A 16,382-nucleotide genomic window follows, 5' to 3' on the forward strand; every position below is an offset into this window, starting at 1 on the left:
TAATATCATTAGTTTTTAAGGGGTGTATTTATGAGAATTACTCAAGAAGGAAATTTGCTGCAGCTTACGTGGATGCCAGGATGGTTTCCGGTCAATTGCTATCTTGTTGTAGAAGAGCAGGAATTAACATTGATTGATGCGGCGATGTCTTTTAGTGTCCAAGGGATCCTCCGTACAGCTGCTAAATTAAACCTGCCGCTTACCCGAATCGTGCTGTCCCATGCTCATGGAGATCATGTTGGAGCGCTGGATGAACTGAAGAAACGGCTTCCTGACGCTGTAGTATATATATCTGAGCGGGATGCAGCTTTACTGGGCGGGGACCGTTCGCTTAGACAAGGTGAACCGCAGACTCCGATTAAAGGGAGTTTACCTAAAATATCCACCAAACCGGATATATTGCTCCATGACGGAGATACCGTCGGCTCTTTAACCGCAATCAGTACTCCCGGCCATACACCAGGCTCAATGTCTTTTCTGGATCAGCGAAGCGGGGCCCTGATTGTAGGGGATGCTTTTCAGACCTTTAGGGGAATTGCGGTGGCCGGGACGGTTGTACCATGGTTTCCATTTCCGGCAATGGCTACCTGGAATAAGGAGCAGGCTGTGGCCAGCGCAATTAAGCTTGCAGGGACGTCTGCAGCGGTGCTTGCCGTTGGACACGGCAACCTGCTGAAGGCGCCAGGGGAAGCCATGAAACAAGCTGTGAGCAAAGCTCAATTGCAACTAGGAAAGGAAGGGAGATAAGATGTCACCAAGGGCTGGACTGGATACACGTACGCTGGTATTGGCTGCGGCAGAATTAGCGGATGAGCGGGGGATGGGAGAAGTCACTCTGGCTTCACTCGCGGCCAAGCTGGGCGTACGCTCTCCGTCGTTGTATAATCACGTTAACGGACTGGCAGGGCTACGGACTCTGTTGGCCGTCCACGGCCTGGAACAGCTTCACGCTGCGATGACTAAGGCCTCTGAGGGGATAGCCGGTGATGCAGCCGTTCACGCTATAGGGCAGGCTTATGTGGACTTTGCAAGGCAGCATCCGGGTCTATACGAAACAACGCTGCGAGCACCAGATCAAGGGAACACATTGCTGGAAGAGACAAGTGAGCAGATTTTATCCTTAATCCTGCATGTGCTGTCCGGTTACGGGCTTGGGGAAGAAGGAGAACTGCATGCTGTTCGGGGACTGCGGAGTATTCTGCACGGCTTTACTGCACTGGAGAACAAGGGAGGCTTCGGCCTGCCGCTCGACTTGGAGATCACCTTATCCCGGCTGATTGATACATTTATTGCAGGGATCAGCTGCATGAAGACAGTGTAAGCAGTCCAGAACAACATCATTAAGTGATTTAACCATTCCGTTAGGGGGAAAGTGAGATGGAAAACGTGGAAGTGCAGGGCGGTGTAACAACATATAAGGAGATGAGTGAGGTCATTGCCAAGCTGGGTATTGTACCTCTTGCTTCGCTGATTCCGGAGCATCCGTCATTAAACGGGCTGACCAAAGCCGAGAACTGGCATACCGGTTCAGAGCTGGATCCATGGGGCTGGCGTGCACAGTTTCCGGGTGAGGGACTGGCCGGCTACGGCAAATTTATTAAGAAAAAGGCAATTCTCGTCTCGCGGGACTGGTTTCCGGCATTTGTAAAAGCCGCTGGCAGCGCTAAAGAACTGGAAGAACGGTACAATAACGGCTTGGCCAGCAGAGAAGCATTGACATTGCTGCAGGTGATCCGTGCCAACGAGGGTATAGATACCCGCCAGCTGCGTTCTTTGGGTGATATGAAAGCAAAGGAAAAGAAGACTGCTTTTGACAATGCGGTCACAGAGCTGCAAGGCACCCTTGATATTGTAATCTCCGGAGTTCAGGCACGCCAAAATGACTTGGGAGAAGTAAATGGCTGGAGCAGCACTTCGTTTGAGACCGTAGGCCACTGGATGGAAATTCACGGCCTTACCCCTTATGAAGGTTCCCGCGAGGAAGCTATAGCTTGGCTGCGCTCCAGAATGGATGCCAACTGGTCGCCTGCTGCCATAGCCTGGATCAGCAAAGCCTTGTCCTGGTAATCACTTGTCAATTTGTAATTTATATTGCACCTGTGTGATCTTGAGAAGTTTGTTTTAATGCCTTTCCATTATCTACAGATGCGGCTCCATTTATATGGAGTTTTCAAACAAGCCTTGGGCGAATCGCAGGAAGAACTTATTGCAAACTGCAAAGAGATGATAAGCGTTGTTTTTTGTTGGAGTGCCTCATTCAGCAAAACAAAGGGGAAACAGTCATAAGCGACATTTATTCTGCCAATGATTACAACCTATCCCTGCGCCGGGTAGTGGACTATATTGGACAGCACTGCAAGGACATCTGTACCGTGAGCAGTGGTATTTTAAAACTTTTATCGAACAGAAATTTTCATAGCCTGAAATATGAGAGAGCCGATACCCGCGTAATAGGGTTATCGGCTTTGTGTCTGTACGGCTAGCTCTTTGAGATGCGTTTATCAGCAACCTCCCGGTTATGTCACTTGTTGCTGGTCTTCTTGATCAAGTCCACGCCATCGTATGCCAGGCTTTCCACACTCGCAGCCTTCTGCAGTAAGTAATGATCAAAAAAGTTCTTCGTATAGTCTGTAACAAGATTTCGCATCTCCATAGCATGCCGTTCGCCTCTGAGTTCCTCATTAACACTGGTAAACACGATGTCGCAGTAATCTAAATGCGCAACACAATCAACAGAGAAGTAATAGGTTTCCATGCTATTGTTAGCGCCAATTATCGCATTCATGTTATAGTTAGGTTCACAAAACAGTAGCAAGAAGGGTTTCTTAAGGTCGCTGTCGAGAAGGCCAAACGCACCGCTATCCAAGCCAATCCCGCAGGCGAACCGGTCGTCGTCCCGGCAAACAATCGCCGTCGTAGGCCCTCCATAAGAATGTCCGACTATGCCCATGCCGATGTCAAAGAGCAATCTGCCCTTAAAGATGGAATTCAGCTCTCCAGAGTCCAGTTTGTAAAGATAATCGGCTACATACCTTACATCTTCTGCCTGTAATTCACTATACTCTGTTAACTTGGCAAGTATCGGCAGTGTAAGCACGTTATGGCACATCTCAATGGCAGTTTCATCGTCAGGCCGCATCTCCATCTTACCAGCCAACGCCAGCATCTCCGGATCTTCAGAAAACGCCATAATGACATCCGAAAAATCCTTTGATACATTAAACAGGCGCCCATCTTTACGCTTATACATCGTGCTATTCGGATGGCCGATGCTTACCACAACATATCCCATGCTTGCCAAGTCTGTACAGATCACTGTACCCCATTCTGGAGAACCGCCCCCGCCGCAAACATAGAATAACACCGGGTACCGCTTTTCCATCCCGGAGAGAGCAAGGTCGTCGTAACACTGGGTCTGGATATCTATAGAGAAAACATCCTTCCCTTTAAGATACGCAGTGACAAGTGGCTGCTCATTAAACATTTCGTAGACTTCAGGAAACATGTACGTTGATGTAGTCTTACCTTCGCTACTGTCGGACGGATAGTACACAAACGCCGTCAGTTCTCTTTTTGAGTGATCTGATGCCGTGTACTCAAAATCCATCTGGGTTCGACCGACAGTATAGCCGCCAATTGGTTCTGGAAATGCGTCATAAGTTTTCAATTTCTTGTTCCCCCTTAATTAAGAAAAGTGGCGAGCGTGAAATACATACATTGCGTTATGAGCGCTTATCAAAACTGTGAAACTATTACATCCTATCTTCAGTGAATCATATCTACTCCTTGGCTTTCTTGATATCGCTAACAATTTCAGAATATTTATGATCTTCAAGCAGCCCATGACCCATAAAGTCAGCAAAGTACTTGCTAATCTTATGTTGCAGCATAGAGTCCTTAATATCGAATTCCCTAAAAAACATGACTAAATTAAACTGCATTGACTCAAACATAAAAGAAATCAGGTCGTCGTCAATATCAGGTCGGAGATATCCATCAACTCTCATTCGGCGTAAAATGTCCTTGATTAAGGGGAATGACTCGCCCTTTAGCACATTCAGATATATTTTAAGTAAAATGTTCTCGGGAATGTAAAAAAGTGTTGCAGTGAGTTTGATTTCCAACTCATTCAGTGGCTCGGTCACAATGCCATTAACGTTACCAAATAAGCCAGTAAGGAAAAACCGGAAAAGGGAATCTTCATTACTGTTATTAAAATACGCAGCTCTTTTCTGGGTCACATTACGTATTAAGAGACAATAAAGGTCATCTTTGTCTTCAAAATACCGATAAAATGTTCCGGGGTGCATGGACAAACTATCCAAAACCATCTTCATAGTTATATCCTCGTAAAGATTATCAACAAAAAGATGCATAGCACTATTAGATATTTCCTCGCGCCTTGCTTCATCTAAACGAAAGAAAGTATTTTTTGGCATAGATTACTCCTTATTGTGAAGTGTGAATTCATTCACACCATACCGATAATTTATTCACATGTCAAGTAGTATTGAAATATTAATATCAATATAAAAGATTAAAACCATATGAACTTGGTTCATATTGGATGACAGTAAGATGTAACAACGCAAAAATAAAAACGGCTAATGGACTCCAGCAGGAGCTCAAAAGCCGTAAGCGCTTTCTATTAAAGCTATATAATGAAGCAACCTCATAGCATAGGAGCCAGGTATGCAATCAGAAAGTATAAGAAACCGAATAGTAGCATGATGTAAGCTGTGTATTTGATTGCATTGGATGCGATAATGCTTGAGTCTGTAGGGGCTTGAACACTTGGACGTTCATGCTCCGGCCGTTCCAGCTCTTGGGATATCGACTCTTTCATCAGGATGACCTCCTAAAAGTTTTGTGAGTATCATTCAGCACTGATTGGCTTCATCCAACACCTAAACTGGATTGGAAATACAATCCTTAATTGTATTGTGACATATTTGTGAATTAATTTCAACAATATTGTGAATATTATTTGAACAAAACTTTAAATTTGGGTTAATTATGCCTTTAACTATCTTCAGGCAAGCGCAAAAACACCCCGTTACCCTCTCTACAGAGAGTAATGGGGTGTAGCAATAAGGTATTCATCGAAAGGACATAATGGCCTAAGAACTTGCTTAAACCCAGTTACCTGCGCGGAAGATAGGTTCAGCAGTTCCATCGTCTGTAATTCCGTCTATATTCATTTCCGGGGAACCCATCATGAAGTCCACATGGGTCAGACTTTGATTCATCCCTTTGTCAGCAAGCTGTTCCTTGGTCATAGAGATGCCCTCCAGCAAGGTAAATGCATAAGCAGCACCAAGTGCCAGATGGCATGAAGCATTCTCATCATACAGTGTAGTGTAATAGAGAATGCCGCTTTCCGAGATTGGAGAGTGGTAAGGGACCAGCGCTACTTCACCGAAGTAAGCGGCTCCTTCATCCATGGCCAGCAGGGAAGCCAGTGCATCCTGGCCGACTTCTGCCGTAAAGTCAGTGACCTTGCCATTCTTCAGGGTAAGCGTAAACCGGTCGATGATGTTGCCTCCATAGCTGAGCGGCTTCGTGCTGCTGACTTTGCCATTAGCGCCAGTCTTGAGCGGGGCAGTGAATACTTCTTCTGTCGGAATATTGGCCAGGAAAGAGACCCCGCGTCCATTCACGGCTCCGGCCTGACACCAGATATGGCCTTCGGGTAATTCGATAGTCAAATCTGTTCCGGGAGCGGTATAATGCAGTTTGCGGTACTTTTTGGCGTTCAAAAGATCACAGCGCTGCTTTAAGCCGCCTAAATGCTGGCTCCAAGCCTCAACGGGGTTCTCTTGGTCTGCACGCACCGCCTTAAAGATCGCATCCCAGAGCAGGCCAACCTGTTCTTCCGGCGGTGCATCGGGAAACACCTTGGCCGCCCAGGATGGAGACGGAAAAGCGATGCCGCTCCAGCTGATGTAATTGTTCATCATCATTTCACGGTACGGGGCCATAGCCTGGCCTGCGGTGCGCTGATGATCGGATATCCGGCTGGCTTCTACACCGTTCAGAAGATCCGGATTGGCGGAGATTACCGTCAGGATGGCCGCGCCGTTGCGTGCCAGATCCTCCAGCTCATCCGCCTGCCATTTCGGCGGTTCAAGGAAGCTGGCCGACGGGGCCAGATCATAGCGGGTCCGTGTGACGAACTCGTCGGTATAATTGACCTTGACCAGCTTAGCACCGGCCTCATAAGCTTTCCGCACAATCAGGCGGACAAGCTCTGCGGCAACGATGTCTGCATTCAGTACGAGCGTCTGCCCGGGCTGTATATTGACTCCGATCTTTACAGCCAGCAGTGCGTAATTCTCCAGCTTTTGCTTGAAACTCAACATGATTTTGCTCCTCCGCTATCTGTAGTCTGTGTTTAAAACGCCCAATTTCCACTTTTGAATACCGGTTCCCGTGTACCGTCAGCTGTAATTCCGTAAATATCCATGTCAGGTGAGCCGATCATGAAATCAACATGGGTGACACTGGTATTCAGGCCATGGGCGATCAGCTCATCCTGGGTCATCTCTTTACCGCCCTCAAGGCAGAAGGCATAAGCTGTACCGATAGCCAGGTGGTTGGAAGCATTCTCGTCAAACAAGGTATTGAAATATAAAATATTCGATTCGGAGATCGGGGACTGGTGAGGCACCAGAGCAACCTCGCCGAGATATTTGGCTCCTTCATCCAGGCTGATCAGATACTCCAGTGAATCCTGGCCTTTACCGGCGCTTACACTGATGATGCGGCCGTTCTCGAAGGTGATGGAGAAATCATCAATAATGTTGCCGCCGTAGCTGAGCGGCTTGGTGCTTTTGACCGTGCCGTTAACACCTGTCTTAAGCGGTGCTGTGAACACTTCCTCTGTTGGCATATTGGCGACAAAAGTGTGGCCTTTGGCATTGATGCTGTCTCCTTGCGCCCAAATGTGACCTTCTGGCAGTTCGATAGTCAGGTCTGTGCCGGGTGCTATGTAATGCAGGCTTTTATACTTCTTGGCATTAAGCACATTAGCCTTCTGTTCTAGTGTATCAAGATGCTCCTGCCAGGCGGCAACCGGATCTTCGCGGTCAAGACGGACAGTGTGGAAGATAGCTTCCCATAGTTTATCCACACGTTCTTCGGCCGGAACATCAGGGAACACTTTGTCGGCCCAAGCTTGTGTAGGGATGGCAACAATACTCCAGCTGATTTTATCGGACATTTGGTAATCACGGTATTTCGTAAGCGCAGCACCGCGTGTTTTTTGGTAATTGGCGATACGTTCCGGATCAATGCCTTTTAGTGCGTCGGGATCTTCGGCGATTACTGTCAGAATAGCGGCTCCATTCTCGGCGAATTCGGTCATTTCTCCCGCGTACCACGTTGGAGCCTTCGTGAAGACTTCCGGTGCGGCATGTTCAAACTGCTGGCGGGTAATGCTCTCGTCACTCCAGTTTACTTTGACCAGACTTGCCCCTATGGCATAGGCTTTGGCCGTAATAAGCCGTACGAATTCTACTGCTGAAACGGGAGCGTTGACGACCAGTATTTGACCCGGTTGAACGTTGACGCCGATTTCGACTGCCAGATCTGCATATTTGCTAAGCTTCGCTTCTAAATTGAGCATTGGGTTTCCTCCATTTACTATATTTTAGTGCTGTATGAGCATTGTATTAAATTATTAACCGCCGGATGAAAAAAGTCAATTGCAGCGGAAAGAGAGGGATTTGCTTTCATTTCAATGCTATACTGGGAGAGTGTGGACGATCAGATGAAAGGAAGGAAAGCGCATGAACGTACAAATTATAAAAGCGGAATTGAAACGCGAAGAAGATAAGAGCTATGTCGGGAGGACGGTGTTCACGCTCGACAATCATAAGTCTCCGTATGAAATTACGTTCTTCAGCAAACGGGGAAGCGAATGGGATTACAGCTTCAGCTTTGCCGGCGAACCGGGGAGCGAAGAGCAGTTCCTGGAGATTGACACGCTGCTGGAGAATGATGACGATCTGTTTAATCAGCTGCTGGATGCCGCACTGGATACCCAGGACATTCAGGAAGAAGAATAGCATCGCAAAAATGCGACCGACGAAGGCATCCACTGCCGGTGAACGGTCGCATTTTATATTTATATAGGTATAAGTTCGAAAGCTCTACCCGATCGTAATATTGCCTTCAGGATAACGGTAGAGCTCCTTGCTGTTCTTCGGTTTAAGCGCATAGGCAAGTGTCAGCGGTCCGGTACGTCCGACAAACATCAGAATGATCACCATAACCTTCCCTATAGTCGTCAGCTCCGTAGTCAGCCCCATTGTAATGCCTGAGGTCCCAAAAGCGGACACCGCCTCAAACAACACGGTCAGGAAATCCGCACTCTCCGTCACGGACAACAGCATGGTGGCAATGACTACCAGCATCAATGAGAGCAGTGTCATCGTGATGGCCCGGTACACGTTTTCTTTGGAGATCCGGTGGCGGAACATGACGATGTCTTCCTTCCCGCGCAGTTTGGCATATGCTGTACTTACCAGTATGGCAAAGGTAGTAATCTTAATCCCACCACCGGTTGATCCAGGCGCCGCACCAATGAACATCAACAGAATCATCAGAAACTGAGTGGATTCCCGCAAGAGCGGAATCTCAATGGTTGTCACCCCGCCGGAGCGGGGGGTGATCGCCTGCAGGAAAGAGGCCATTATTTTGCCGCCGGCATGCAGCGGTTTTAGCGTGGTGTTCAGTTCAAGCCAGAAAAAAATTGCCGCCCCGACCAGAATCAAGATGGCTGAAGTGGAGAGAACCACCTTGGAATGCAAGGTCAGACGTTTGCGTTTGGGGAAGTCGATTACGTCGGATAACACGATAAACCCAATACCGCCTAGGAAAATGAGCAGCATGGAAGTGATGTTGATAATGGGATCCTCCACGTAGCGGGTAAGACCGCTGAATGGCCCGTGCACATCTCCGAAGAGATCAAATCCGGCGTTGTTAAAGATAGAAATGCTGTGAAACAAACCGTAATATACCGCTTTTCCGAAAGGCATATCCAGCATGAATCTTACGGCAAGCAGGGCTGATCCGCTAAGCTGTATGACCAGGGAATAGATCAGTACCCGGCGGATCAGCTTGACGATGCCCTGCATGGAGTTCTGGTTCATGGATTCCTGTAGCAGCAGCCTTTCTTTGAGTGAGATCCGTTTATTGAGTACAAGTGTAATCAGCGTGGCCATGGTCACAAATCCGAGACCGCCGAACTGGAACAGCACCAGGAGGACAATTTGTCCAAACACCGTCAGCTGTGTTCCGGTGTCGATGACAGCGAGACCGGTGACACAGGTCGCTGAAGTTGCCATAAAGAGGGCGTCGATAAAGGAGATTCGGTCTCCTGTCGAAGCTGCCGGGAGGCATAAAAGTACTGTTCCTGCCGCAATCAGCAGCATGAATCCGAGCGATAGTATTTTTGGTGGCGTCAGCCTTAGGTGCCCGAGGAATAGATTAGCCAAATTCATTCTCCTGACGTCTTGATATCATCTGTCCAGATTATATCATAAGTTCCAATCGATCAACTTGCGGGGGGAGGAAATTGGCATATTTTATCGAATTACTAAAAAGTAATACCTATTCTGAGAAAGCATAGAGGAGGCTGTACTTGCTGTGACAAGTCCGATTCTGAATCAGATTGGCGCCGTCTTCATTCCGGTCAGTGATATTGAAAGATCAAAGAACTGGTATTGCAGCTTGCTGGGGCTTCCGCTAGACGGTGAGGTATTGTTCGGTCATCTGTATGTGGTGCCGATGCAAGGACCGGGTATTGTGCTGGACAGCAGAATTTTCACGGCCGAGTCGGTTCTGAAGGTGCCGTCCTTTCATTTAAATACGGAAGACATCGATGCTGCTTATGATTTTGTCAAAGCCAGCGGTGCGGAGATCCTGACTGACATTGAGAATGATCACTGGTTTAACTTCAAGGACCCTGACGAAAATGTATTAATGATTTGCCGTCTTTAAAGGAGATTAACATCTATATTAGATGGATGATAAGGAGAACTCCGACATGATTAGAGAGGCATTGCCCCAGGATGCTGCCGCGATAGAAACGCTATACCGCATTCTTTTGCCGGAGCATCCGGGTGTTAATGTATCCCCGCGGAGGATTGAACAGATTGGCGGCAATCCGGACAGTTTTCTGTATGTGTATGAAGATAATGGGCAGGTTGTTGGTACAGTCCATCTGCATTTTTGCATGGATGCGCTGAGTGGGGACCTTCCATTCGCAGTCATCGAGCGGGTGATCATCGCCCCTCAGTTGAGAGGTAAGGGTTACGGCACCGCGCTTATGAGATTTGCCGAAGAAGCTGCGGCTGCCAGAGGTGCGCTTAAAGTGATGCTCTCCAGCAATTCAAGCAGAGAAGCCGCCCACCGATTCTACGAGGCGCTCGGGTATGACGGGAGCGGGAGTATGCTGTTCAAGAAGTACATCAGCAATTAGTATTATGCCGAGCAAGATCGAGCAGGGGGAAATGATGAATATAACGCTGAAAGAGATGGTTCCCGGGGATGCTGCTGAACTCCTGAGTCTGCAGCACCGGCTGGATGAGGAATCTTCATTTATGCTGCTGGAGCCGGATGAGAGGCAGACTGGATTGCAGCAAGTAACAGAGATGATTAAGAGCTTCGCCAAAGCCGAAACTTCGATTCTGCTCGGCGCCGTGGCAGATGGCAGGCTGGCGGGTTACTTATCCGTCCGTGGAGGAAGCCTAAGACGTAATAAGCATAGCGCGTATATTGTGATTGGCATCTTGGCGGATTATCAGGGAATGGGTATCGGCAGCGGCTTATTCCGGGAGATGGAGAGCTGGGCAACCGGCGTCGGCATTGTGCGCCTGGAGCTGACCGTTATGACACATAATGATCGAGCGGTGTCATTATACACCAAGCGCGGCTTTGAAATTGAAGGCATCAAGAAGAAATCACTGATGGTCAGCGGGGATTGGGTGGACGAATATTATATGAGCAGGATTTTGTCTAACTAAGTTCAGCTACAACAAAAGGCGCTCCCTGACAGAGCGCCTTTGCCTTATTGATATATATTTAGCTATTATTCCGTTTTCTGCCCAGATTCCAGGGAGTCCTTATCCCCGATAAGCACCTCAACCTTGCGGATGCGGTTTTTGTTCATCTCACGGACGGTAAGCGTAACATGTTCGTAATTCATGCTTTTGCCGATAGTGGGCTCGCTTAGGTGACTGTATAACCAGCCGCCAATGGTTGTTACTTCATCATCGTGGAAGTCAAGACCTGTCAGCTGCTTGATCTCCAGGAGAGAAACCTTGCCGTCGAACAAGTAATTGACGTCGCTGAGCTTCTCGATATTCTTGCGTTCATCCCCGTCGAATTCGTCACGAATCTCCCCGACAATCTCCTCGAGAATATCTTCAATCGTAATCAGACCGGATGTTCCGCCGTATTCATCAAGCAGCAGGGCGATATGCACACGTTCTAACTGCATACGGGTTAACAAGTTCTTCACCGGGGTTACCTCAGACACAGTCAGAAGCGGCAATATCAGGCTTTTGAAATCGAAATCCGGGTTGTTGTCATACTGCAGGTACAGCTGTTTGGTATTGATCATCCCGATAATATTATCTTTGCTGCCGTCAGCGACAGGGAATCGGGTGTACTGCTCTTTACGGATGATGTTGAAATTCTCCGCCAGCGAGTGGTCGGTGAACAAGCACACCATGTCTGTCCGCGGCACCATAATTTCTTTGGCCAGCATCTCATCAAAATTAAAGATCCGGTTCACGTAGCCATATTCGGCTTTGTTGATTTTGCCGCTTTCATAGCTTTCGGACAGAATCAGACGAATCTCATCTTCACTGTGCGCATCGCCATGCTCGCTGGCTGGCTTCATCCCGAACAAGCTGACAAGCAGATTGGCGGAACCGTTCATGAGCCAGATCAGAGGGTACAATATTTTGTAGAACCAAATAATCAGCGGGGCTGTAATTTGACCGATTTTCTCCGGAATGTTGATAGCGGCCGTCTTCGGTGCAAGTTCTCCGACTACGACATGCAGGAATGTGGCAATAATAAATGCCAATGCAAAGGCAATAGGTTCGCTCACACTGTGACTGATATCAGCCAAATCGAATAAAGGAATCAGCAGCTGCTCAAATGCAGGTTCTGCCAACGCCCCGATACCGAGGGCAGTGATTGTGATCCCAAGCTGACAAGCAGACAAGTAACCGTCAAGGTTCGCTGCAACTCTTTGTACAGCTAAAGCATTCTTCTTTCCCTCGAGAACCATTTGACTTACTTGGCTGCCTCTCAATCTTACTACTGCAAATTCCGTGGCTACAAAAAAAGCGGTTAAAATAATCAAAATGGCCACCAACATCAAACTAAGTCCTATACCCATAAAATCTTTACCATCCCTCTCGTTATTAAAATAGGTTATACTCATATTATGAGTTCACTTGAACCTATTGTACGAACTTTTCATTAAAATATCAAATGGCGAAGGGGTGCCATCTATGGAAGCTTTTACTTTAAGCCGAAAAGAAATGTCTGGACTGCTGCTCTCGCTGACCGGAAGCTCAGAGCAAAAACCGCTGCATATTCTTCAGGAGGTCTGGACGAAATTTCATCACGAAGAGGTGAAACAGGGGATGTCCCTGCCTGCGTTCCTCTCTACGGATATCCCGCCGATCCTGCAAAAGATCATAAAAAGAGGGAACGTCAAAGGGTTCTCGCTCTCGGACATTGCTGCTCTTGGACATCTCATAGAGTATTCCACACTGAGTGCCAGCGCTATGCAAAATTGGGTGAAGCGCGACTTTAAGGAATATCTCGGCTCACCGAGGGAAGGGAAAAAGTATTCGGTTAATCAGGCTGCGCTGCTATTTATCATTGATGACCTAAAAGCAGCACTTGATTTCGAAAGTATACGTCAGCTATTCCGCCTGCTTTTCCTGAAACCGGAACGGGATGATGATGATTTGGTTGAACCGGCGCAGCTGTATCACGGGTATGCGGAGCTGTTCGAAGAGATTAAGCGCAGCCCTGCGCTGCAGGCTCAAGGGATGGCTGAACGCAGTGCAAACAGAGATTATTCCTGGAAAACGGACAGCTCACTAAGAAGTGCAATGGATAAATTGATGAACCGGCTGAGCCATCTGACAAGACCGCAAAGGGATGCTGTGCAAAATATGCTGATGATCTCGGCAATTTCTGTACAAACCTGTTATTTTCAAGCCCTGGCCCGGCAATACTTTAATGCTGCTTTATTCCTTGATTTTTAGAAGCAGCACTCTTAGAATGTGTAAGAGAAACTAGCAATATCAGGGTAGAATAGTCGGAGTAAGGGAAGAGGTGCTTGATCTTGAATCAAATGACGCTACTGCGAAATCCGAAGCAAAGGAAGCTGCTGTTCAGTGCGGGATTAAGCTGGATGTTTGACGCGATGGATGTCGGAATGATTTCTTTTGTGGTTGCAGCGCTCGCCAAGGAGTGGTCGCTTGAACCGGAGCAGATTGGATTTTTGACCAGTATTAATTCGGTGGGCATGGCAGCAGGGGCGGCAGCGGCGGGGATTTTGGCCGACCGTTTCGGACGCAAGTCAGTATTGCTATGGACCTTGTTGATCTTCTCGGCGGCCAGCGGCTTATCGGCTTTTGCTACAGGCTTCGGGATATTATGTGTACTGCGCTTTGTAGCCGGGTTCGGGCTGGGCGGAGAGCTGCCTGTTGCTTCAACGCTGGTGTCGGAAAGCATGCCTGCAAAAGAGAGAGGCCGGGCGGTTGTGCTGCTGGAGAGCTTTTGGGCGGTAGGCTGGATCTTGTCGGCTTTGATTGCCTACTTTGTTATTCCGGATTACGGCTGGCGTATCGCCTTCGGCATAGGTGCCGTACCGGCACTTTATGCGCTATATTTGCGGCGTGCCATAGATGATTCCCCGCGGTTTGCGGAAATTAGGAAAGCTCCGGTTTCGCTGAGTAAACGCATTGCTATCGTCTGGTCGCCGGAGTACCGTAAATCAACGATCATGCTGTGGATTTTATGGTTCACGGTGGTGTTCTCCTATTACGGCATGTTCCTGTGGCTGCCTACGGTAATGGTGATTAAGGGCTTCAGCCTTGTTAAGAGTTTTGAGTATGTACTGATTATGACGCTTGCCCAGCTGCCCGGATACTTCACAGCCGCTTATTTCATTGAAAAGTTCGGGCGCAAGTTTGTACTGGTAATCTACCTGCTGCTCACAGCAGTCAGCGCTGCCTGGTTCGGAAATGCGACAACCGAGGGCATGCTGATGGCTGCAGGGATCTGCCTCTCATTCTTTAACCTTGGCGCATGGGGCGGCATGTATGCTTATACCCCTGAATTGTACCCGACATCAATCCGCTCGACGGGAGCAGGGCTGGCCACCTCCTTTGGCCGGATCGGCGGTGTGATCGCACCGCTGCTGGTAGGTTTTCTGGTAGGCGATAAGGTCGGCATCAGTTCAATCTTTATGCTGTTCTTCGTAACCATTATTATCGGTGCGCTGGCAGTGTTGTTTCTGGGTAAGGAAACGAAAGGAACTGAGCTGCTCTAAGAGAGTATTCCTTGCCGGATCTACTTGATGTTAATCCTGCAACAATGCTAATATTAGATGTGAAATGTACAGCGGTTTCGGATAATTCGAGAAGAACAAAACGGTTCCTTCACACCATGTGAACAGGACCGTTTTTTCATAAGAGCAGGAGCAGGGTCTTCTCGGATTACGTTTCAGGATTGGAGCGATGGAAGAATGAATAATGAAGGGAAGCTGCCGCACTTTACAGAGCTGGTCTGGGAAAGCACGGAGAGTAATATGCCGATTCCGCCACGGGAAGCTGCCGGGAATGTGCAGCCGCAGTCAGCCGCCGCCAAGATGAAGAAGAAAGAACCGCCGAAGGAGACGGTACAGCTTCAGCTCTGGGATATGGAAGAGAAGCAGGAACCGGTAACTACTACGGAAAGCCAATTTGTACACCGGGCACGTGAACTGGCGGAACAAAGGGAAGCCGCGACACTGTTTGTTCCATTTAAGAGTTATTGGCCTACATACGGGCATATGACGGGAGCGCAATACAGATGGTATTTCTTCTGGCGGGATGAAGTCCGACATGGCAGATATCCGAAGACTGATCTCTCTTATATTTTTCTGCATGTCTATGAACTGATTAACGGAGTAGGCTGGGAAGAACCACAGGAAGGGTACAGACAGCTGTCCTTGCTATGGGAAGCTTACAGGGATCAATACAAGCGGTTGGATCAATATCTTGGCGGCTGGATTGCCGATTTCATCTTCGTGCATAAATTAGACGTGCCGCTGTCAGGCATCGTTGCCCGTACGCGCGGACTTGCCGGAGATCTGGCAGAGCTGGAGCTGATGAGGTGCCTGACTACTGCACCGGAGCAGCTGACCTTTGCAGTGCTGACGGTCATGTCGGATTACGATATCAGCAAATCCAAGTTCTACACCGGTGAAGGCAAAGCGGCGGCTGAGTGTTATATTCCTCAAGTGGTTGCATTAATAGACGCCTATGTAGCCCGCAAACATGGGTCCAAGCTGGTGGAGATGTTCCCGCCCGGCCCGCCGGTACTGCGGGAGCGTTACCTGTTCCGTAGTGCAGTTTATGATATATCGCTCTACGGCTACTCCGTACTTGTGCCTGTCGTAAGGATCAGTAAATCTCCGCCGCTGCGCAGCCTGATTACGCGGCTTTTCCGGCTCACCGAGAACAAGCTGCGTGAGCTGATGGGCTTCCGCGGACGGCTGAAAGACGTTAAGGTCGATGCGGATATGGACGAGCTGGTGACCCGTTTTCTGAAACGGGAATTCCGCAAGGCAGAGCAAGCCGGGAAAGGTCCGGCTGTCGTTATTGACAAGAGGAAGCTTGAACGGCTGGAGAACGATTCCGAGATTGTCCGGACGCTGCTCACTATAGAGGAGCCTGAGGATTCAGCAGAGTTGGAGGATTCAGAGAATTCCGGGGATTCGGAGCTTGATTACGCTGTCCCTTCCTTTATAGAAGAGGATCCTATAGAAGAGATTTATGCTGTTCCCGAGACCCTAAGTGTTCCAGTATCGCCCGCTGCCGCGAGCAGTACAGACAATGAGTGGGAGGCATTTGCTTTCGTATTGACACCTCTGCAGCGGCAAGCGGTGTCCGCGCTCGCGGATGAGGATGGAATGAAGGCTGTGCAGAAGCTGGCCGCTGCCGGGGGGACGATGCCGGAGCTGCTGTTTGACGAAATTAACGAACTTGCCATGGACATGCTCGGCGATCTGCTGATCGACGGTGAGGAATTGACTGAGGAATTTATTCCCGTGCTGCAATATTTGAAGAGGTGAATCC

The 16,382-nt window shown here is 48.6% G+C and carries 17 protein-coding genes; 10 read left to right on the plus strand and 7 right to left on the minus strand.

Going from position 1 to position 16,382, the window contains the following annotated elements:
• Positions 1–30 precede the first annotated feature (30 nt).
• Genes AC3WT9_RS03120 through AC3WT9_RS03130 form a run of 3 tightly spaced genes read left to right on the plus strand, consistent with a single transcriptional unit; the run spans position 31 to position 2,067 of the window.
• Positions 31–747, plus strand: coding sequence for an MBL fold metallo-hydrolase (locus AC3WT9_RS03120; RefSeq protein WP_341093596.1), 717 nt, complete (start codon positions 31–33; stop codon positions 745–747).
• 1 nt (position 748) lies between these two features.
• A complete protein-coding gene (locus AC3WT9_RS03125) occupies positions 749–1,321 on the plus strand; it encodes a TetR/AcrR family transcriptional regulator (RefSeq protein WP_341093594.1) in 573 nt (190 codons plus the stop codon).
• Between the two features lie 56 nt (positions 1,322–1,377).
• Positions 1,378–2,067, plus strand: coding sequence for an AlkZ-related protein (locus tag AC3WT9_RS03130; protein ID WP_341093592.1), 690 nt, complete (start codon positions 1,378–1,380; stop codon positions 2,065–2,067).
• A 454-nt stretch (positions 2,068–2,521) separates the two neighbouring features.
• On the opposite strand, the gene AC3WT9_RS03135 is transcribed toward AC3WT9_RS03130, so the two are convergent.
• From AC3WT9_RS03135 to AC3WT9_RS03155, 5 genes are all read right to left on the minus strand, one after another.
• Positions 2,522–3,667: an alpha/beta hydrolase gene (locus tag AC3WT9_RS03135; protein ID WP_342479915.1), complete on the minus strand. Its 1,146-nt coding sequence runs from the start codon at positions 3,665–3,667 to the stop codon at positions 2,522–2,524.
• Positions 3,668–3,779: 112 nt separating this feature from the next.
• The gene (locus AC3WT9_RS03140; protein ID WP_341093589.1) at positions 3,780–4,439 is read right to left on the minus strand and encodes a TetR/AcrR family transcriptional regulator; all 660 of its coding nucleotides are present in this window, start codon (positions 4,437–4,439) and stop codon (positions 3,780–3,782) included.
• A gap of 233 nt (positions 4,440–4,672) precedes the next feature.
• The gene (locus tag AC3WT9_RS03145) at positions 4,673–4,846 is read right to left on the minus strand and encodes a hypothetical protein (RefSeq protein WP_156130888.1); all 174 of its coding nucleotides are present in this window, start codon (positions 4,844–4,846) and stop codon (positions 4,673–4,675) included.
• A gap of 286 nt (positions 4,847–5,132) precedes the next feature.
• Positions 5,133–6,362, minus strand: a complete 1,230-nt coding sequence (locus tag AC3WT9_RS03150; RefSeq protein WP_492407260.1) for an aminopeptidase — start codon at positions 6,360–6,362, stop codon at positions 5,133–5,135.
• 32 nt (positions 6,363–6,394) lie between these two features.
• Positions 6,395–7,627 (minus strand): aminopeptidase, encoded by a 1,233-nt coding sequence (locus AC3WT9_RS03155; protein ID WP_341093585.1) that lies wholly within the window; start codon positions 7,625–7,627, stop codon positions 6,395–6,397.
• Between the two features lie 163 nt (positions 7,628–7,790).
• Here AC3WT9_RS03155 and AC3WT9_RS03160 point away from each other — a divergent pair, with 163 nt between their 5' ends.
• Positions 7,791–8,069, plus strand: coding sequence for a hypothetical protein (locus AC3WT9_RS03160; RefSeq protein ID WP_038592629.1), 279 nt, complete (start codon positions 7,791–7,793; stop codon positions 8,067–8,069).
• 84 nt (positions 8,070–8,153) lie between these two features.
• On the opposite strand, the gene AC3WT9_RS03165 is transcribed toward AC3WT9_RS03160, so the two are convergent.
• Positions 8,154–9,500, minus strand: a complete 1,347-nt coding sequence (locus AC3WT9_RS03165; RefSeq protein ID WP_492407261.1) for a TrkH family potassium uptake protein — start codon at positions 9,498–9,500, stop codon at positions 8,154–8,156.
• Between the two features lie 151 nt (positions 9,501–9,651).
• On the opposite strand from AC3WT9_RS03165, the gene AC3WT9_RS03170 reads away from it, so the two are divergent.
• From AC3WT9_RS03170 to AC3WT9_RS03180, 3 genes are read left to right on the plus strand one after another with little or no spacing between them, the layout of a single operon-like run.
• The gene (locus AC3WT9_RS03170; RefSeq protein ID WP_492407262.1) at positions 9,652–10,005 is read left to right on the plus strand and encodes a VOC family protein; all 354 of its coding nucleotides are present in this window, start codon (positions 9,652–9,654) and stop codon (positions 10,003–10,005) included.
• 46 nt (positions 10,006–10,051) lie between these two features.
• Positions 10,052–10,486 carry a GNAT family N-acetyltransferase gene (locus AC3WT9_RS03175; protein ID WP_492407263.1) on the plus strand — a complete coding sequence of 145 codons (435 nt, stop codon included), beginning with the start codon at positions 10,052–10,054 and terminating at the stop codon, positions 10,484–10,486.
• A 31-nt stretch (positions 10,487–10,517) separates the two neighbouring features.
• The gene (locus tag AC3WT9_RS03180; protein WP_492407264.1) at positions 10,518–11,030 is read left to right on the plus strand and encodes a GNAT family N-acetyltransferase; all 513 of its coding nucleotides are present in this window, start codon (positions 10,518–10,520) and stop codon (positions 11,028–11,030) included.
• A gap of 65 nt (positions 11,031–11,095) precedes the next feature.
• On the opposite strand, the gene AC3WT9_RS03185 is transcribed toward AC3WT9_RS03180, so the two are convergent.
• Positions 11,096–12,418, minus strand: a complete 1,323-nt coding sequence (locus AC3WT9_RS03185; RefSeq protein ID WP_492407265.1) for a hemolysin family protein — start codon at positions 12,416–12,418, stop codon at positions 11,096–11,098.
• A gap of 115 nt (positions 12,419–12,533) precedes the next feature.
• Here AC3WT9_RS03185 and AC3WT9_RS03190 point away from each other — a divergent pair, with 115 nt between their 5' ends.
• The 3 genes from AC3WT9_RS03190 (at position 12,534) to AC3WT9_RS03200 (ending at position 16,378) form a co-directional block, all read left to right on the plus strand.
• Positions 12,534–13,301 (plus strand): DUF1836 domain-containing protein, encoded by a 768-nt coding sequence (locus tag AC3WT9_RS03190; RefSeq protein WP_341093577.1) that lies wholly within the window; start codon positions 12,534–12,536, stop codon positions 13,299–13,301.
• An 89-nt stretch (positions 13,302–13,390) separates the two neighbouring features.
• Positions 13,391–14,593, plus strand: coding sequence for an MFS transporter (locus tag AC3WT9_RS03195; protein ID WP_445745035.1), 1,203 nt, complete (start codon positions 13,391–13,393; stop codon positions 14,591–14,593).
• Between the two features lie 195 nt (positions 14,594–14,788).
• The gene (locus AC3WT9_RS03200) at positions 14,789–16,378 is read left to right on the plus strand and encodes a TerB N-terminal domain-containing protein (protein ID WP_492407266.1); all 1,590 of its coding nucleotides are present in this window, start codon (positions 14,789–14,791) and stop codon (positions 16,376–16,378) included.
• Positions 16,379–16,382: the final 4 nt, after the last annotated feature.

The sequence above is a fragment of the Paenibacillus sp. EB106-06-01-XG199 genome (genome assembly GCF_058791575.1).